The organism is Phyllobacterium sp., assembly GCF_037994425.1.
Classification (GTDB): Bacteria; Pseudomonadota; Alphaproteobacteria; order Rhizobiales; family Rhizobiaceae; genus Phyllobacterium.
The window spans coordinates 1-18,906 of record NZ_JBBNAM010000117.1 but is presented as its reverse complement, the minus strand read 5'-3'; the positions used below and the strand labels follow the sequence as shown (position 1 = coordinate 18,906).

At 59.3% G+C, this 18,906-nt stretch carries 16 protein-coding genes, 1 other RNA gene and 1 pseudogene; all 18 read left to right on the top strand.

Features of this window, described 5'->3' with window-relative positions; translation table 11 throughout:
• Positions 1-29 precede the first annotated feature (29 nt).
• The gene (locus tag AAAB35_RS08505) at positions 30-749 is read left to right on the top strand and encodes a DnaJ family molecular chaperone (protein WP_340667789.1); all 720 of its coding nucleotides are present in this window, start codon (positions 30-32) and stop codon (positions 747-749) included.
• Positions 736-1,500, top strand: coding sequence for an N-acetylmuramoyl-L-alanine amidase (locus tag AAAB35_RS08500; RefSeq protein WP_340667788.1), 765 nt, complete (start codon positions 736-738; stop codon positions 1,498-1,500). The genes AAAB35_RS08505 and AAAB35_RS08500 overlap by 14 nt, the downstream gene beginning before the upstream one ends.
• A 210-nt stretch (positions 1,501-1,710) precedes the next feature.
• Complete coding sequence (locus AAAB35_RS08495; protein ID WP_340667786.1) at positions 1,711-2,478, top strand: transglycosylase SLT domain-containing protein; 768 nt, start codon at positions 1,711-1,713, stop codon at positions 2,476-2,478.
• Between the two features lie 96 nt (positions 2,479-2,574).
• An RNA gene (gene rnpB / locus AAAB35_RS08490) (RNase P RNA component class A) lies at positions 2,575-3,012 on the top strand.
• Positions 3,013-3,392: 380 nt separating this feature from the next.
• Positions 3,393-3,857 carry a division/cell wall cluster transcriptional repressor MraZ gene (gene mraZ / locus AAAB35_RS08485; protein ID WP_340667785.1) on the top strand — a complete coding sequence of 155 codons (465 nt, stop codon included), beginning with the start codon at positions 3,393-3,395 and terminating at the stop codon, positions 3,855-3,857.
• The gene (rsmH, locus tag AAAB35_RS08480) at positions 3,857-4,882 is read left to right on the top strand and encodes a 16S rRNA (cytosine(1402)-N(4))-methyltransferase RsmH (RefSeq protein WP_340667784.1); all 1,026 of its coding nucleotides are present in this window, start codon (positions 3,857-3,859) and stop codon (positions 4,880-4,882) included. The genes mraZ and rsmH overlap by 1 nt, the downstream gene beginning before the upstream one ends.
• Positions 4,883-4,885: 3 nt before the next feature.
• Positions 4,886-5,314 (top strand): hypothetical protein, encoded by a 429-nt coding sequence (locus AAAB35_RS08475; RefSeq protein ID WP_340667783.1) that lies wholly within the window; start codon positions 4,886-4,888, stop codon positions 5,312-5,314.
• 2 nt (positions 5,315-5,316) lie between these two features.
• On the top strand, positions 5,317-7,056 hold the full coding sequence (locus AAAB35_RS08470) for a penicillin-binding protein 2 (protein ID WP_340667782.1): 1,740 nt from the start codon (positions 5,317-5,319) through the stop codon (positions 7,054-7,056).
• A 119-nt stretch (positions 7,057-7,175) separates the two neighbouring features.
• Positions 7,176-8,645: a UDP-N-acetylmuramoyl-L-alanyl-D-glutamate--2,6-diaminopimelate ligase gene (locus tag AAAB35_RS08465; protein ID WP_340667790.1), complete on the top strand. Its 1,470-nt coding sequence runs from the start codon at positions 7,176-7,178 to the stop codon at positions 8,643-8,645.
• Entirely contained in the window at positions 8,642-10,075 is a 1,434-nt protein-coding gene (locus tag AAAB35_RS08460) for a UDP-N-acetylmuramoylalanyl-D-glutamyl-2,6-diaminopimelate--D-alanyl-D-alanine ligase (RefSeq protein WP_340667781.1), read from the top strand. The genes AAAB35_RS08465 and AAAB35_RS08460 overlap by 4 nt, the downstream gene beginning before the upstream one ends.
• 32 nt (positions 10,076-10,107) lie before the next feature.
• Positions 10,108-11,190 (top strand): phospho-N-acetylmuramoyl-pentapeptide-transferase, encoded by a 1,083-nt coding sequence (mraY, locus tag AAAB35_RS08455; protein WP_340667780.1) that lies wholly within the window; start codon positions 10,108-10,110, stop codon positions 11,188-11,190.
• Positions 11,191-11,197: 7 nt separating this feature from the next.
• On the top strand, positions 11,198-12,610 hold the full coding sequence (murD, locus tag AAAB35_RS08450) for a UDP-N-acetylmuramoyl-L-alanine--D-glutamate ligase (protein ID WP_340667778.1): 1,413 nt from the start codon (positions 11,198-11,200) through the stop codon (positions 12,608-12,610).
• Positions 12,594-13,751, top strand: coding sequence for a putative lipid II flippase FtsW (gene ftsW, locus AAAB35_RS08445; RefSeq protein WP_340667777.1), 1,158 nt, complete (start codon positions 12,594-12,596; stop codon positions 13,749-13,751). The genes murD and ftsW overlap by 17 nt, the downstream gene beginning before the upstream one ends.
• A gap of 7 nt (positions 13,752-13,758) precedes the next feature.
• Entirely contained in the window at positions 13,759-14,886 is a 1,128-nt protein-coding gene (gene murG / locus AAAB35_RS08440; protein WP_340667775.1) for an undecaprenyldiphospho-muramoylpentapeptide beta-N-acetylglucosaminyltransferase, read from the top strand.
• Positions 14,883-16,283: a UDP-N-acetylmuramate--L-alanine ligase gene (gene murC, locus AAAB35_RS08435; protein ID WP_340667773.1), complete on the top strand. Its 1,401-nt coding sequence runs from the start codon at positions 14,883-14,885 to the stop codon at positions 16,281-16,283. The genes murG and murC overlap by 4 nt, the downstream gene beginning before the upstream one ends.
• 57 nt (positions 16,284-16,340) lie before the next feature.
• On the top strand, positions 16,341-17,315 hold the full coding sequence (murB, locus tag AAAB35_RS08430) for a UDP-N-acetylmuramate dehydrogenase (RefSeq protein ID WP_340667772.1): 975 nt from the start codon (positions 16,341-16,343) through the stop codon (positions 17,313-17,315).
• A 421-nt stretch (positions 17,316-17,736) separates the two neighbouring features.
• Entirely contained in the window at positions 17,737-18,663 is a 927-nt protein-coding gene (locus AAAB35_RS08425; protein WP_340667771.1) for a D-alanine--D-alanine ligase, read from the top strand.
• Positions 18,651-18,906 (top strand): annotated as a pseudogene (locus AAAB35_RS08420) (cell division protein FtsQ/DivIB); the annotation flags it as partial. The gene AAAB35_RS08425 and the pseudogene AAAB35_RS08420, both read left to right, overlap by 13 nt.

Below are 18,906 nucleotides of genomic sequence, written 5' to 3'. Positions count from 1 at the left end.
TTGCGAATGAATTTGAATAAAACGAAGTCATGTCGATTTGGCGCCGCATCAGCGATTTCATCACCAGTACTGCGATCGATGCATTTTCGAGCATCATCGAGGCCGTCCGGACCGCGTTTGAGGGCGACCCTGAAACACGCCGGCGCGTAGCCTTCTCCATTGCCAAGATTGCCCTGTCGGCGAAAATGGCGAAGGCGGACGGTGTCGTGACGCAGGCGGAAGTCAACGCGTTTCATGAGATATTCCACGTACCGCCGCAGTATCAGGACCAGGTGTCACGTCTCTATAATCTCGCCAAGCAGGATGTGGCCGGTTATGAGGCCTACGCAACGCAATTGGCCGGGCTGTGCGGTACCGGCAAGCCCAACTGCAAGATGCTCGAGGACATTCTCGACGGACTTTTTCACATCGCCAAGGCAGATGGCGCCCTGCATGACAAGGAACTGGTGTTCCTCGGCACCGTAGCGGATATCTTTCAATTGGACGAAGAGCAGTTCGACCGCATCCTGGCGCGCCATGTCGGACTTGGTCAGACCGATCCGTACCGCGTCCTTGGCCTTTCCCGTGACGTCAGCTTCGAAGAAGCACGCAAGCAATATCGGGCGCTCGTCAGGGAAAACCATCCGGATGTGCTTATCGCCCGCGGGGTGCCGGAAGAATTCATCGCCATCGCCAATCAACGCATCGCAGCGATCAATGCCGCCTGGGATCGGGTTGAAAAAGACCTGAAGGCGTATGAACGGGTTTAAACCAGACCATCTGCGTTCTGACGTCCGTGCCTCGCCCAACTTCGGGCCGCGCAAGGACGGCAAGCGTCCGTCGATCCTCGTTCTCCACTATACGGGAATGGAGACCGGCGAGGCGGCTGAGAACTGGCTCGCCAATCCGCAAAGCGAAGTTTCGGCGCACTATGTTGTCCACGAGGACGGCCGGATCGTGCAGATGGTGCCGGAGAGCGAGCGTGCCTGGCATGCCGGCCAAAGTTTCTGGAAGGGTGAGACCGATATCAACTCCTGTTCCGTCGGTATCGAGATCGTCAATGGTGGTCCGCTCCTCGGCTTTCCGGAATTCGAACCAGCGCAGATCGACGCGGTTATCGACCTGTGCAAGGGCATTATTTCCCGCCATGGCATCAGGCCGGAGTACGTGCTGGCGCATTCGGATATAGCACCCGCGCGCAAGATCGACCCGGGCGAGAAATTTCCTTGGCCGGTGCTTTTCGATGCCGGAGTCGGTCACTGGGTGAGCCCATCTCCGGTTAGGGGCGGCCGTTTTTTCACTCTCGGAGATCAGGGGCAGCCCGTCGAGGCGCTGCAGTCCATGCTAGCGCTGTATGGCTATGGAGTCCCCATCGACGGGGTCTTTGGAAATGCGACACAATTGGGAATTTTGGCGTTTCAGCGCCATTTTCGCCCAGAGAAAGTCGATGGAGTCGCGGATATGTCAACCATCGAAACCCTGCATCGACTACTTTCTTCGCTTCCGGCTCTCTCCGCGTAAGCTTTTGAACCGAAAAATCTTTTCCAGCTCTTTTTGTGCGGTGCAACCTATATATTTCAATGGGTTACATTTTGTTATTTGGCCGATCAATATTCGGCTGCATTGGACCGTCAAATCCTTGGCCAGTGTTCCGGCTCTGCCCTTTTGATTTTTGGCACGGAACGATCCCGGTGGCGCATTCGTGCCGCCCAAGCTTCTAGACGGAAAACGATGAACAAAAAATTTGGTATGATTTTCGCCCTGCTTGGGGCGATGGCCTTCTATGGCTCCAATTCAGCGGTCAGCAGCCCGGCAGAGCCGAACAGTATCGCCGATTACGTAAAGTTAAACCGGGAGAGAGATGCCCAGGCAAAGGCCAAGGCAACCCCGGCAGCCAAGATCACCCAGTCAAAGGAAAAGGGTAAACGCGTCGTCGCCAAGACACCGACGGCCAAAAAGGCGGCTGCAAAGCAGCAGCGTGTCAGCAAGAAGGCAACTTCGCATAAGCGCCCGGTCGTCCAGGCCAAGGCCCGCGTCAAGACCACCGTTGTCAACCAGACCACTGCCAGCGTCGACACGATGACGACAGGAAGTATAGCTACGCTCGGTGCCTCGGCGATCAGTGCGACGAAGTATTCGACAATCATCAATTCCTATGCCGCTTCGTATGGCGTACCGGCTGCGCTTGCCAATGCCGTTGTTCGCGTTGAGAGCAATTATCAGCCGAACATGACCGGTAGCGCCGGCGAAATCGGCCTTATGCAGATCAAGTATGAGACCGCTCGCGGCCTTGGCTACACGGGTACGCGCCAGGCGCTTTACAACCCCGAGGAAAATATACGCTGGGGCATGAAGTATCTGGCTGGCGCCCACAAGCTCGGCAACGGCACGACATGCGGTACGATCCTGCGCTACAATGCCGGCCATGGTGCCACGCGTATGAACCCGGTTTCGGCCAATTACTGCGCCAAGGTTAAGGTCGAAATGGCATCCAACTGAGTTTTTGGTGCGATCTTCACTGAATTCGAAAGGCCGGGACTTTTACCCGGCCTTTTTTGTTTGCGTTTTTCACGCGAAACGCCTTTATACGCATCGCCAGCTGGCCGGGCAGCCGCGCATGTCAAAAGCCGAAAGGCGGCATGTGAGGAAAGTCCGGGCTCCAGGGAAACACGGTGCCGGATAACGTCCGGCGGGGGCGACCCCAGGGAAAGTGCCACAGAAAGGAAACCGCCCCGCCTGTATTTCGGCTGCGATCGCCCACGGCGGTCCGAGCCCAAATATTGGCGGGGTAAGGGTGAAAGGGTGGGGTAAGAGCCCACCGCGCAACTGGTAACAGGGGCGGCATGGCAAACCCCACCGGGAGCAAAACCGAATAGGGACGGCGTGCCGGGCGCAAGCCTGGCGATCAGTTTCCGGGTCAGTCGTCCGGGTGGGTTGCAGGAGGCGGATGGTAACGTCCGTCCAAGATGAATGGCTGCCGCGTCGGGCGAGAGTCCGGCCATACAGAACCCGGCTTACAGGCCAGCTGGCACTTCAAATTCCCTATCACGATCGACCGTAAGTCCGCCACGAAACGAGCGACTTGGCAGCGGCGTAAAAGCCAGAATGCGGCCTTTCCTAACGCTTCATTAAGCTTAATGAGCGATAAATTTCAGAATCGCCGGTCGTGCGCCGAATTGACGGCTCATTCCCTATCTGTGTCCGCTGGTCCCATTGACGCCCATAGTGCCCCATGATACCGATTGATTACATCAGTAGCGTCCAGTCGAAACGGTGTCCCCCGCATTACGATCGCGCATGCCAAGGCTGGCCATTGGCTGACCATGCCGATGCCTTGTCTGGACCAACGGAAATTAAAACCATTGAGGCCCCAATGACCAAATCGGACGGGGCGGAAACGGCGGTGCTGCCTTTTGGACCGGTTCCTAGGACATATAACGAACAGGATCGACGCGAAGGGGCGGGTCTCCGTCCCGGCGCACTTCCGTTCGATTATCCAGAAGGCCGGTCACGCCGAACTCTACGCCCTGCGTTCTCTGCATTTGCCTGCGCTCGATGTGGGCGGGCCGGAACTGCTGAGCCGGTTCGACAAGCGACTGGAGAGCGAGGATCCTTTCGCGGAGACGGCGGACGACATGTCGTTCTACCTGCACGCGGATGGCGGCTTTCTGAAGCTCGATGGGGAGGGGCGGATTACCATCACGGACTTCATCCGGGAGCATGCGGGCATTTCATCGGATGTGACCTTTGCGGGCGCCAACACGCATTTTCAGATGTGGCACCCGGATCGCTTCGAAGCGCATCGAGCAAAGGTTCGGGAACGCCTGGCGGAAAGAGGCCATCTGGAAACCCTGATCGCTCCGATCGGGGGCAAGTGATGGCGAGTTCCGGCAATTCCGCGCCAGGAGCCGGGCACGACGAGCGGCACATTCCTGTTCTTCTCGATGAGGTGATAGCGGCATTGCAGCCGGTGCCCGGTGAGATGATCATCGACGGCACGTTCGGCGCAGGCGGCTATACGCGGCGCATTCTCGAGGCAGGTGCTTCAGTCACGGCGATCGATCGCGACCCTTCCGCTATCGAAGCTGGCCGCGCCATGGAGAAGGAATATGCTGGGCGCCTCACGCTCGTCCAGGGCACCTTTTCCGCGCTGGATCAGGTAGCATTGTTGGGCGGCGCGCCCGATGGTGTCGTCCTCGATATCGGCGTCTCATCCATGCAGCTCGATGAAGCAGAGCGCGGATTCTCCTTCCAGAAAGATGGACCACTCGACATGCGCATGTCGAGTTCAGGACCGAGCGCAGCTGATGTCGTCAACCGTCTGAAGACTGGAGATTTGGCGCGCATCTTCAATTTCCTTGGCGAGGAGCGTCATGCCGGGCGAATTGCCAGGATGATCGAAAAGCGCCGTGCAAGTGAGCCTTTCGCCCGGACGCGCGATCTTGCCAATGCGATCGAGGCGCTGGTCGGCCGAAATCCCAAGGTGCCGATCCATCCGGCAACGCGTGTTTTCCAGGCGCTGCGCATCTTCGTCAACGACGAACTCGGCGAACTGGTGCGCGCCCTCCATGCAGCCGAAAGGGCACTGAAACCCGGCGGGCGCCTGGTCGTCGTCACGTTTCATTCGCTGGAAGACCGCATCGTCAAGCGCTTCTTTGCCGACCGCTCAGGCAGCGGCGGCGGATCGCGGCATCTGCCGCAGGTCGAACAACGGCTTGCGAGCTTTACCCCGATCGGCAAGGGCATCGTTGCGCCGAGCGAGGCGGAAGCCGAGCGCAATCCGCGCGCACGCTCGGCAAAGCTGCGCGGCGGCGTCCGGACGGTCAATCCGCCGCTTGCCGAGGACCATTCGATTTACGGCCTGCCAAACCTGCCCACACTCCAAGAAAAGGCGAGGAACTGATCCGTGCTGCGTACCTTCGACGTCATATTGATTGGCCTGATGATCGCGGCGGCAGCCGTGACCTACAAGATAAAGCACGATGCGGAAAAGCAGATGGCGCAGGTCAGCAAGCTCGAGCGCATGATCGCCGATGAGCACGATACGATCGACCTGCTCAAGGCCGACTGGAGCCTGCTCACCCAGCCAAACCGGCTGCAGAAGCTGGTCGAAACGTTCCAGGGGCAGCTCGACCTGCAGCAAATGGAAGCCCAGCAGATCGTCAACATCGACGAACTGCCGCAGCCGAAACCGGCATCGGACGGTTTTGATGACGTGGCCAACATCATCACCGAAGCCAATGCCGGCAATGTCATCAAGACCGACGCGACGCTGACCGGCAGCGTCAAGAAAAGCAGCGCTGCCGTTCCCGGCGCAAAGCCGAAGGGTCATTGATCATGGCAGCGCTCTGGATCAAACGGAAAAAGAAAGTTCTGGAAGCGCGCGCTGCGCCCGCCTTCGCGCTTGATGCGAAGAAGAAGAAATCCGGCAACCGCGCCCGCAATCGTGTCGTCATGGCGATCGCCGGCTTCATGGGCATCTATGGGATCATCAGCGGCCGCCTGATCTACTACGGCATGCAGGAGGATACGACTGGCTACAACGGACCGACCGGTGCCGTACTTGCCTCGCGTCCCGACATTCTCGACCGCAATGGCGAGGTACTTGCGACCGACATCAAGACGGCATCCCTTTATGCAGAACCGCGCAAGATCATCGATCCCGATGAGGCGATCGAGCTACTCTCCACCGTGCTACCCGACCTGAACTTCGAGCAGACCTACAACCGCCTCAAGAGCAATGCGGGCTTCGCCTGGCTGAAGCGTGGTCTCACACCGCAGCAGAAGAGCCAGATCATGGCGCTCGGTATTCCCGGCATTGGTTTCAGAACGGAGAAATCGCGCTTCTATCCGGGAGGGCCAACCGCTTCGCATATTCTCGGCCTCGTCAATATCGACAATCAGGGCATTGCCGGTATGGAGAAATATATCGACGAACAAGGTCTTTCCGACCTGCGCGATGTCGGTCTTGCAGACAGCCGCTCACTCGAACCGGTAAAGCTGTCGATCGACTTGCGCGTCCAGCACGTAGTGCGCGATGTCGTGGTCAATGCCATGCAGCGCTATCGGGCCATCGCGGCGGGCGCAGTCGTCCTCAACGTCCATACCGGCGAAGTGCTTGCAATGGCCTCTGCCCCGGATTTCGATCCGAACAACCCATTCAACGCGCTCGACAAGGACCGGCTCAACCGCATGTCGGCCGGTACCTTTGAAATGGGCTCCACGATCAAGAGCTTCACCACTGCAATGGCGCTTGATTCCGGCAAGGTCAATATCAACAGTACCTTCGACGCCACACGCCCGATTACGATCGGCCACCAGACCATCCGCGATTTCCATGGCAAGCATCGCATCCTGACCCTTCCTGAAGTATTCATCTACTCCTCGAATATCGGGTCGGCGAAGGAAGCGGATGTCGTGGGCATCGAAGGGCACAGGGCATTCTTACACCGTCTCGGCCTTCTCGACCGCATGCAGACGGAACTGCCTGAAGTGGCGCGTCCGATGGAACCGAAGGTCTGGAAGAAGGTTCACTCCATCACCATCGCTTTCGGACACGGCATGGCGACGACACCGTTGCAAACGGCGGTGGGGGCGGCGGCGCTGATGAACGGCGGCAAGCTCATCGAACCGACGTTCCTGCCACGCACCGAAGAGGAAGCGTCGAAGGTGGCAAAGCAGGTGGTCAGCGAGAAGACGAGCGAAGACATGCGCTATCTCTATCGCCTCAACAGCGAGAAGGGATCGGGCGGCTCGGGCGCGCGCGCAAACGTTCCGGGCTATCGTGTCGGCGGCAAGACCGGTACGGCGGAAAAGGTCGTCAATGGCCGCTATTCCAGCGATGTCCGTTTCAACGCTTTCGTTGCAGCCTTTCCGATCGACAAGCCGGAATATGTCGTTTTGACCATCATTGACGAACCGAAGCCCGAGGAGGGCAAGGTTGCCGCGACCGCCGGCCTGAACGCGGCGCCGATGGTCGCAGATATCATTCGCCGCTCGGCTTCCTTCCTTGGCGTGAAGCCCGATTTCAAGGAAGAGAACATGGCAGCGCCAACGATGGTGTCCTTCGATGATTAGCCACAGCTTCTCGCTCGAATGCCCCAGAAACGACTCAAAACGATGCGTTCTGCGAGCAGAATCGATGATTCTTTGTCCTATGAGATGAAAAGCTTTTGAAAATGGGTTCCACTGCGGCCATGCAACTTAAAGATCTGAACGGCATTCCCGATCTCGCTATCTCCGAACTCGGCGATAAGACGATAACGGGCTTGACGTCGAATTCCCGTAAAGTGGAACGGGGTTTCCTATTTGCGGCCCTCAAGGGCTCCAAGGCCGATGGTGCGGCCTATGCGGCGGACGCGGCGGCCCGCGGTGCCGCGATCATCGTCACAGCCAAGGGCGCCAAACTTGGCAAGATTGCTGTTCCGATCATCTACGTCGATGACCCGCGCCGTACGCTCGCGCAAGCGGCCGCAAGCTTCTACAAGCTTCAGCCAGACGTCATGGTGGCCATAACGGGGACGAGCGGCAAGACCTCGGTTGCATCCTTCACCCGCCAAATCTGGGCGCAGGCAGGATTTGCTTCCGCAAGCATAGGCACTACCGGCGTCGTGTCGCCCAAGCGCGACGACTATGGCTCGCTTACCACGCCCGATCCTGTGGAGTTGCACAAACTGTTGCGCGAACTCGTCGACGAGGGCGTAACCCATGCCGCAATGGAGGCTTCGTCGCATGGCCTCGACCAGCGGAGGCTCGACGGCGTGCGTCTGTCGGCCGGGGCCTTCACCAATCTCGGGCGAGACCACATGGACTACCATGCGACGGTCGAGGAATATCACGCAGCAAAGCTGCGGCTCTTTACCGAATTGCTGCCCAAGGGAGCGCCGGCGGTCATTTTCGCCGATGATGCATTTTCCAAGCCGACGATCGCCGCTGCTACCGACGCTGGCTGCAAGGTGCTGACCGTTGGCCGCAAGGGCGATTTCATCACATTAAAGAGGGTCGAACACGAGCGATTTCGCCAGCACGTCGAAATGCACATCGCCGGCGAAATCTACGAGATCACGCTGCCGCTCGCTGGCGATTTCCAGGTGGCTAACGGCCTTGTCGCGGCGGGCCTCGCCATGGCGACCGGCGTTCCTCCTGCAGCCGCGGTGCGCGGTCTCGAGCGATTGAAGGGAGCTCCGGGTCGGCTTGACCTCGTTGGTGCGACCGAGGAAGGGGCGCCTGCCTACGTCGATTACGCCCACAAGCCGGATGCGCTCGAAAACGTGCTCGCTTCGGTTCGCCCGTTCACGACTGGCCGCGTCATCGTCGTTTTCGGTTGCGGCGGTGATCGCGACAAGGGCAAGCGCCCAATGATGGGCGAAATCGCGACTCGTCTTGCCGATGTCGTGATCGTTACGGACGACAATCCACGTTCCGAGGTACCAGCCACCATTCGCGCCGAAATTCTGGCGGCTGCACCCGGCGCCATCGAAATTCCCGACCGCCGCGAAGCGATCCGTGAAGCCGTCGCCATGATGAAATCGGGCGACACGCTGATCGTTGCGGGCAAGGGCCATGAAGAGGGGCAGACCGTTGGCGATGTCGTCCTGCCCTTCTCGGATCATGCCGAGGTCGGCGAGGCCCTGAAAGACCGTCTCGCGCGGGAGAGCGGTGCATGAGCCTGCTCTGGACCTCCGATGCCATGATAGAGGCGATGAACGGGCGGCCGGTGGGCAAACTGCCCGACGGTATCACCGGCATTTCGATTGATACCCGCACGCTCAAGCAGGGTGAGGCATTCTTTGCCATCAAGGGCGACGCGCTGGACGGACACGATTTTGCCACCGCCGCGGTTGCCGCCGGCGCGGCCCTGCTTGTCGTTGCCGAGGCGAAACTGCCGGCGCTCGGCAAGCTGAAGGCGCCGATGATCGTCGTTGACGATGTGCTCGCGGCGATGACGCGCCTTGGCATTGCCTCGCGCGAGCGCTCCCATGCGCAGATTATCGCGGTGACGGGCTCGGTTGGAAAAACCACGACCAAGGGAGCACTGCGTCACGCGCTGGCCAACACCGGCAGGGTCCACGCTTCGGTAGCTTCGTTCAACAACCATTGGGGCGTTCCGCTGACGCTCGCCCGCATGCCGGCCGATACCGACTATGGCGTGTTCGAGATCGGCATGAATCACGCCGACGAAATTCGTCCGTTGGTCAAGATGGTCCGGCCGCATGTTGCGCTGGTCACCCTCATTGCCCCCGCACATCTCGGGCATTTCAAGAACCTTCAGGAGATCGCCGCCGCCAAGGCCGAGATTTTCGAAGGAGTGGTTCCGGGCGGATACGCATTGCTCAATCGCGACGACAAGCATTTCAAATTGCTTGAAAAAATGGCGGCGGATGCGGGCGTCGAGCACATCAAGACATTTGGTGAGAACGCGCGCGCGGACTATCGCCTCGTCAAGCTGAAACTCCTTGGCGAATGCTCGTGCATGACGGCGCGTCTTGCCGGTGAGGAGGCCGTCGTCAAGGTCGGAGCGCCGGGCCGCCATATTGTGCAGAACGTTCTGGCTGTCCTCGGCGCTGCACATCTGACCGGCGCCGACATGGCAAAAGTGACCCTGGCGCTTGCTTCACTGCGTCCGGAAAGTGGGCGCGGCGCGCGCCACACGCTGGAGATGGCGAAGGGAACATTCACGCTGATCGATGAGAGCTACAATGCCAATCCCGCTTCGATGCGGGCGGCAATCGAACTTCTTGCCGCCGCGACGCCGACTGGCCGTGGACGCCGTATCGCTGTTCTCGGCGACATGCTGGAACTCGGCAAACAAGCCCCCAAACTCCACGCGGAGCTCTCCTCGGTGATCACCGACAATCATATCAACATGGTTTTTCTCGGCGGACCCGAAATGGCGGCCCTGAAGGGGGCCATGCCGGTTGAATTTCATGCCGAATACAGGCAGAGCGTAGAGGAACTGCAACCGCAATTGCTGAAAACGATCAGGGCTGGTGACGTGATCATGATCAAGTCATCCAAGGGGACCGGATTCTCCCAGATCGTCAAAACGCTCTTGCAGAAATACAATTCCGTAGAGCATGCCGGTCCAGCCGAGTAGGCCTGCAGGGATGGGGAAAGGGCTCTAGCCACATGCTTTATTATCTCGCCGGTCTGGCGGAACATATCCAGGTTCTGAACGTGTTCCGCTATATTACGTTTCGGACCGGCGGTGCGCTCATTACCTCGGCGCTCATCGTTTTTCTGTTTGGGCCCCGTATCATTGACTCTCTGCGGATAAGGCAGGGGCGAGGCCAACCCATCCGTGCGGACGGACCGCAAACCCACTTCAAGAAGGCCGGCACGCCGACCATGGGCGGTCTGATGATCATGACCGGCATTTTGCTGTCGTCGTTGCTCTGGGCCAATTGGTCGAACGTTTATGTGTGGATCGTCCTTCTTGTTGCGCTGTTCTTCGGTGCGATCGGGTTTTATGACGACTACCTCAAGGTCAGCAAACAGTCGTTCAAGGGCTTTTCGGCGCGCGGGCGTCTCGGCATCGAGTTCCTGGTTGCCGGTTTGGCCGGCCTCGGCATCATGTGGGCGGGCCAGGAACCCTTTTCGTCCTCACTGACCTTTCCATTCGCCAAGCAGTTCATCCTCAATCTCGGCATTTTCTTCATTCCGTTCGCCGCCTTCGTCATGGTCGGGGCCGGCAATGCCGTGAACTTTACCGATGGTCTCGACGGCCTTGCCACCGTCCCGGTGATGATAGCCGCGGCTTCCTTTGGCGTTATCGCCTACCTTTCCGGTAATGCGATATTCGCCGACTACCTTCAAATTCACTTCGTACCGGGCACGGGCGAACTTGCCGTCGTCCTCGGCTCGGTGATCGGCGCCGGGCTCGGCTTCCTCTGGTTCAACGCCCCGCCTGCCGCAATTTTCATGGGCGATACCGGATCGCTGGCGCTAGGCGGCCTTATCGGTGCAGTCGCCGTCGCGACCAAGCACGAGATCGTCCTCGCCATCATTGGCGGCGTCTTCGTCATGGAGGCGATGTCCGTCATCATCCAAGTGGCATCCTTCAAGATGACCGGCAAGCGCGTGTTCCTGATGGCGCCAATCCATCATCATTTCGAAAAGAAGGGCTGGACCGAGAGCCAGGTGGTGATCCGCTTCTGGATCATTGCCGTCATCCTCGCGCTCATCGGCCTTTCGACGCTCAAGCTCAGATAGGTCACGCATGATTCCCACCCATTCCATGAAGGACAAGACCATCGCTCTCTTCGGGCTCGGTGGTTCGGGCATCGCCACGGCACAGGCGATCGCCGCGGGCGGGGCAAGGGTCATCGCCTGGGACGACAACCCGGAAAGCGTCAAGCGGGCCCAGGACGCCGGGATCGAAACCGGGGACCTGAGACATGCCGACTGGAAGCAGTTTGCATCCTTCGTTCTGTCGCCGGGCGTACCCCTGACCCATCCGCGTCCGCATTGGACCGTCGATCTGGCAAGAGCGACAGGCGTTGAGATCATCGGCGACGTCGAGCTTTTCGTGCGCGAGCGCAACCGCGCAGGCAAGGACAGCCCGTTCATCGCCATTACCGGGACCAACGGAAAGTCGACGACGACGGCGCTCATCGCCCACATTATCAGGGCGTCAGGTCGCGACGTGCAGCTTGGCGGGAATATCGGCACGGCGGTCATGACACTGGAGCCGCCTGCGGACGGTCGCTTCTATGTAGTCGAATGCTCGTCCTACCAGATCGATCTTGCTCCATCCCTCAACCCGACGGCAGGTATTCTCCTCAATCTCACGCCGGATCACCTCGACCGGCACGGCACGATGCAGCATTATGCCGAGATCAAGGAACGGTTGGTCGCAGGAAGCGACGCTGCGATTATCGGTATCGATGACAGCTATTGCGCGGCGATTGCCGACAGGCTGGAAAGAACCGGCAAGCAAGTCGTTCGCATCTCGAAGCGGATGACGGTCGTGAATGGTTATTTCGCCCGGGGTTCAGACCTCTTTCGCGCCAAGAACGGCGATGCGTCGATCGTCGCATCGCTGGCGGGCATTGGTTCGCTCCGCGGCGAGCATAATGCGCAGAATGCGCTCGCCGCACTTGCCGCCTGTCGAACAGTTGGTCTGTCGATGGAAGAGATCAATGCCGGTCTTCGGACCTTTCCGGGGCTCGCCCACCGCATGGAGCAGGTCGCCAAGCTTGGCAGAACCTTGTTCGTCAATGATTCCAAGGCGACGAATGCCGATGCTGCCGCGCCAGCTCTCTCGTCGTTTCCGCGTATCTACTGGATCGCCGGCGGCCTTCCCAAAGAGGGCGGGATTACCTCGCTTGCGGGCTTCTTTCCGCGCATCGCCAAGGCGTATCTTATCGGCGAAGCCGCCCCGCAATTTGCCGCGACGCTGGGTGATGCTGCACCTTTCGAGATATCCGGCACGATCGGCGCTGCCGTCGAGCACGCCGCGCGCGATGCAGCCAGCGACAATTCCGGCGAACCCGTCGTGCTGCTGTCGCCTGCCTGCGCCAGCTTCGACCAATTTCAGAACTTCGAAAAGCGCGGCGAGGCGTTTCGCTCCGCCGTGCTCGCGCTTACGGGCGCATCACCAATTGGAGGCATAGATGGTAAGTCGCATTGACCGTGGTCCCGTCGCCGACTGGTGGTGGACGATCGATCGTTTTCTTCTGGCAGCCTGCCTTGCGCTTATGGGGCTCGGCATCCTGCTTTCCTTTGCCGCAAGCCCTGCCGTCGCCGAACGCATCGGCCTTGAGAGCTTCTACTTCGTCAAGCACCAGTCGATGTTCATGGTGCCTGCGGTTGTCGTCATGTTCGCGGTATCGTTCATGGCGCCCCGAACCATCCGTCGCTTTGCGATCATCCTGCTCGGCGTTTCCCTCGTCGCGATGGTGGGCGCGCTGTTTTTCGGCATTGAGGTCAAGGGCGCAAGGCGCTGGGTTTCGCTAGCCGGCGTCTCGGTCCAGCCATCGGAGTTCATGAAACCGGCCTTCGTGATCGTCTGCGCCTGGCTGTTTGCCGAGAACGAACGCCACAAGGATATTCCCGGGAATCTCTTCTCGATGATGCTGTTCGGGGTCGTCGCCGCGCTCCTGGTGGCGCAGCCTGATCTTGGACAGACTATCCTGACTGCAGGCACATGGGGCGCCATGTTCTTTATGGCGGGAGTTCCATGGCTGTGGATCATTAGCCTCGGCGTGCTCGGCATGGTCGGCTTCTTTGGCGCCTATACGGTCTTCCCGCACGTCGCCGGACGTATCGACCGGTTTCTGACCGGCGAGGGTGATACGTTTCAGGTCGATGCGGGCCGCGAGGCGATCATTCGCGGCGGCTGGTTCGGGCAGGGGCCGGGCGAGGGCACGATCAAACGCATTATTCCCGACAGCCACACAGACTTCATATTCTCGGTAATGGCGGAGGAATACGGCATTGCCCTTTGCCTTCTGATCGTCCTGATCTTTGCATTCATCGTCATTCGCGGCCTGTCGATCGCCCTCAAGGAGCGGGATGATTTTACCCGGCTTGCGGTCTCGGGGTTGGTGATCCTGTTCGGCTTCCAGTCGATCATCAACATCTCGGTGAACCTGCATCTCATGCCTGCAAAAGGCATGACCCTGCCGTTCATTTCCTATGGCGGGTCGTCGCTTATTTCCGTGGCCATATCCACCGGGCTCTTGCTTGCCCTGACACGGCGCAGGCCGGAGGCGCGGCGCTCGGCGACCCTCGGAAATCCGAAGCTGCCCGCTATGGCCGGCGCACTCTGAGGCGCCGATGTCGAAGGGGGTTATCTTTCTCGCCGCCGGTGGAACCGGCGGCCATCTGTTTCCGGCACAGGCCCTTGCGCACGAACTGATCGCACGCGACTGGGAAGTGCATCTTGCCACGGATGACCGGGCGGAGCGCTTCACCGGCGCGTTCCCGGCAAAGGCGATCCATGTCGTTCGCTCCGCCACCATCGGCGGACGCAATCCGTTCGCTATCGCGAAAACGTTCTGGACGCTTTGGCAGGGCAATCTCGATTCACGCAAACTCTTTCGATCGATGAAGCCGAAACTGGTTGCTGGGTTTGGCGGTTATCCGACCCTGCCACCGCTCTATGCGGCAACATCCTTGAAGATACCAACGATCATCCATGAGCAGAATGCCGTCATGGGTCGGGCAAACAAGGCCCTCGCGGCGCGGGTTAGCGCCATTGCTGGCGGCTTTCTGCCGGATAGTGGCGGTCCGTTCGCGCAAAAGACAGTTCTTACCGGCAATCCCGTCCGTCCCGAAGTTTTGGACGAGGTAGGCCGGCCCTATAAAGCGGCCAAAGCCTTTGAACCTTTTCACTTTCTGGTCTTCGGCGGCAGCCAGGGCGCGCAGTATTTTTCGACGGCTGTCCCGGCGGCGATCAAACTGCTCCCACGCGAAAGCCAGGCCCGGCTGGTGATCACACAGCAGGCCCGGCCAGAGGACGAAGTCAAGGTTCGGGCGGCCTATGATGAACTCGGTATCAGAGCCGAGGTCGCGCCATTCTTCAAGGATATGCCGCACCGCATCGCCGGGGCGCATTTCGTCCTTTCCCGCTCCGGTGCATCGACTGTTTCCGAGATCGCTGCCATCGGGCGTCCTGCGGTGCTGGTGCCCTTTCCGCATGCGCTCGATCACGACCAGGCCGCCAATGCCGCCGCGCTGGCTGCTGCTGGTGGCGCCGAAGTCATCAAGCAGTCGGAACTCTCGCCGGAACGCATCGCCTCGATCCTGGCGGATGCAATGAACGAGCCCGAGCGACTGGCAATGACGGCGGAGAAAGCGCGGAGCACTGGCAAGCCTGAGGCTACGAGGTTGCTTGCGGACCTCGCAGAGGCTATTGCAACCGGCCAAAGCGTCGAAAAATTCAAAGAAGGAGTGCGTCCATGAAGATGCCGCTCAACATAGGCCTCGTTCATTTCATCGGTATCGGCGGTATCGGCATGAGCGGCATTGCCGAGGTTCTGCATAATCTCGGTTACAAGGTTCAAGGGTCAGACCAGGCGGACAGCGCCAATGTACAGCGTCTGCGCGAGAAGGGCATCGAAGTGTTCGTCGGCCATGCGGCCGACAATCTTGGCGATGCCGAGGTCGTAGTAGTCTCGACGGCAATCAGGAAATCCAATCCCGAACTCGTCGCGGCGCGCGAAAAGCTGCTGCCCGTGGTTCGCCGTGCCGAAATGCTTGCCGAGTTGATGCGCTTCCGCCAGGCGGTTGCCATTGGCGGCACCCATGGCAAGACCACGACCACGTCAATGGTCGCGACGCTGCTCGACGCCGGCAATCTTGACCCGACCGTTATCAATGGCGGCATCATCAACGCCTACGGCACCAATGCGCGCATGGGCGAGGGCGACTGGATGGTTGTCGAGGCGGACGAAAGCGACGGAACGTTTCTCAAGCTCCCCGCCGATATCGCGGTCGTCACCAACATCGATCCGGAGCACCTCGATCATTACGGCACTTTCGACCGCGTGCGCGAAGCGTTCCGCCAGTTCGTCGAGAATGTGCCGTTCTACGGGTTCGGTGTCATGTGCCTTGACCATCCCGAAGTGCAATCACTGGTTTCGCGCATCGAAGATCGCCGTGTCATCACCTACGGCGAGAATCCGCAGGCCGATGTTCGCTTTGTCAATCTCGCGGTCAATGGCGCAAGTTCGACCTTCGACGTGCAGATCGCCAAGCGCAAGACCGGCGATACCATGGTGATCGAAGGACTTCATCTGCCGATGCCGGGGCGTCACAATGTTTCCAACGCCACGGCGGCGATAGCCGTCGCGAACGAACTCGGCATTTCGGCCGAGGATATCAAGAAGGGTCTCGCGTCGTTCGGCGGTGTCAAGCGTCGGTTTACCCATACGGGCACCTGGCAAGGCGTCGAGATATTCGATGACTACGGCCATCACCCCGTCGAGATCAGGGCAGTGCTCCGGGCAGCGCGCGATTCCGCCAAGGGTCGGGTCATTGCCGTCGTGCAGCCGCATCGCTTCACCCGCCTCGCGAGCCTTTTCGACGAATTTGCCGCCTGCTTCAACGATGCCGACACAGTCATCGTCGCGCCGGTCTATACGGCAGGCGAAGAGCCGATCGAGGGCGTGACGTCGGAAGCGCTGGTTTCTCGCATCCGCACGGCGGCGCACCGCGATGCGCGCTATATCACCGGTCCGCAAGAAATCGCTCCGCTCATCGCCCAGATCGCCAGACCCGACGATTTTGTCATTTTTCTTGGCGCGGGCAATATCACGCAATGGGCCTATGCCTTGCCAAAGGAACTTGCGGCGCTCTAGATTTGGCGGTTGCGCCGGCAATGGGGTGCCCGGCGCAGGAACCGTTGGAAGGATAATATGTACTCACTGGTTGATGGCGAGGCCCTGCTGAAAAAGCTGGGGGATCGATTCTCGAAGCTGCGCGGCCGCCTAACGCCCAATATGGGCATGGAAAAAGTCACCTGGTTTCGTGCCGGCGGAGCCGCCGAAATCATGTTTCAGCCAGCCGATGAGGAAGACCTCTCGGAGTTTCTGAAAGCTGTCCCAGCGGAATATCCAATCCTCACCGTGGGTATCGGTTCCAACCTTCTGGTGCGCGACGGCGGTATTCCTGGATTCGTCGTTCGCCTTTCGGCAAAAGGGTTTGGCGAGGTCGAGCGGGTAAGCAATGTGCAATTGCGGGCGGGCACTGCTACGCCTGACAAGCGCGTTGCCGGAGCAGCGCTCGAAGCCGGCATCGCTGGATTTCATTTCTATCACGGCATTCCCGGCGGCATTGGCGGCGCATTGCGGATGAATGCCGGCGCCAACGGCGTTGAAACGCGCGAACGCGTCGTAGAAGTTCGGGCGCTCGACCGCAAGGGTGAGCTCCACGTACTATCCAACGCCGAAATGGGCTATGCCTATCGCCATTCCTGCGCAGCAAGCGATCTTATCTTCACCTCGGCGCTGTTCGAAGGCACGCCCGGCGACAGGAACGATATCCAGGCGGCGATGGATGCCGTGCAACAGCACCGTGAGACCGTTCAGCCCATCCGTGAAAAAACCGGCGGCTCGACCTTCAAGAATCCGGAGGGCTCTTCTGCCTGGAAGGAAATCGACAAGGCTGGCGGGCGTGGATTGATGATCGGCGGCGCGCAAATGTCGCCCATGCACTGCAACTTCATGATTAACACCGGTACGGCGACCGGGCACGATCTCGAGACGCTCGGCGAGACGATCCGCGCCAATGTGGTGAAGAATTCCGGCATCCGCCTGCACTGGGAAATCAAGCGCCTTGGCTGCTTCCGCCCGGGTCAGGACGTGCAGGAATTCATGGGGCAGTTGCTGTAAAGCCTTCCGAAATTGTACGACAGCTGAGCATATTCGCGCTCGTTATCGAAAAATGCTGTGGGTGCCCACGTGCTCTTTTTCCGGCTCGGTGGTGATGGTTCTGTCGAAATCGTCCGCTTCTTGCACCAGCGGATGGATGTTGCGGCTCATCTCGATAGACCCGAATAAGTGCGCAATTTTGTTGGAACAGAGCGATCTGCAAATGAACCTGAGAAGCACATTTTTTTACACCGAAATTCATTGTTGAATCATTGAGGGCTTGTCAGCGAATCAACTCTCTGATTCTTTAGGGACAAGCGTTAACTGATTTGAGTCGGCTGCTTTTTTTGCCAGCCTTGGGTGTCTGCGGTCCCGGCCGCCGGATGTGCCCAGACTCATGTCTTTTTTCGGCGTTGATGGGGAATGCTGAGGGGATGCCGTGATGGCGAAAAAGCATGTTGCAGTGCTGATGGGGGGCTTTTCATCGGAGCGTCCGGTGAGTCTTTCCTCAGGTAATTCCTGCGCCGATGCTTTGGAAGCTGAAGGCTACACCGTCACCCGCGTCGACGTGAACCGGGATGTCGCGAGTGTCTTGCGCGACTTGCGGCCAGACGTGGCCTTCAATGCGTTGCATGGACCCTTCGGCGAGGACGGCACGATCCAGGGCATCCTCGAGTTTCTAGAAATTCCCTATACCCATTCCGGCGTCCTTGCCTCGGCGCTTGCCATGGACAAGCAGCAGGCGAAGATCGTGGCCAAGGCGGCCGGCGTACCCGTTGCTGAGGCGAAGGTGATGAACCGGTTCGACTTCACCTCGGCGCATCCGATGAAGCCGCCATATGTGGTGAAGCCTGTTAACGAAGGATCGAGCTTTGGCGTCGTCATCGTCAAGGAAGATCAGTCGCATCCGCCGCAGGTCATAACGTCATCGGATTGGAAATACGGCGATACGGTCATGGTCGAACGCTACATTCATGGCCGCGAACTTACCTGCGCCGTGATGGGTGATGTCGCCATTGGTGTGTGCGAAATTATCCCAGTGGGGCATCAGTTCTACGATTATGATTCAAAATACGTTGCCGGCGGATCAAATCATGTGGTGCCCGCTAAAATTTCACTAAAAATTTACCAAAAAGTACAAACACTGGCACTCAAGGCGCATCAGGCAATTGGATGTAAAGGAATTAGCCGGTCGGACTTCCGTTACGACGATCGTTTTTCCGAAAATGGCGAGCTTATCTGGCTGGAGGTAAATACTCAGCCAGGCATGACTCCAACATCCCTAGTACCTGATATCGCCAAAGCTGCGGGGCATACCTTCGGTGAATTGTTGAGTTGGATGGTGGAGGACGCATCGTGTTTGCGTTGAAGGCTAAAAATGCGCATCCGCGCGCTGCTGTTCAGGTCGCTTCGGGCCGCTCGGCAGCTTTTGGCCGTTTTCGCATCGTCCTACCGAAGTTACTACGCAAGCCGGTCCGCGTCTTCTCTCGCCTGGTCGAGGGTGAGCTTACGATCCCTAATCACGTCGGAACCCTCGGTGCTGTTGCCTTCTTCGCATTGACCGGCGCTTACGGTGCCATCCTCGGCGGTCATGCACCGGAAGTGGTCAAGG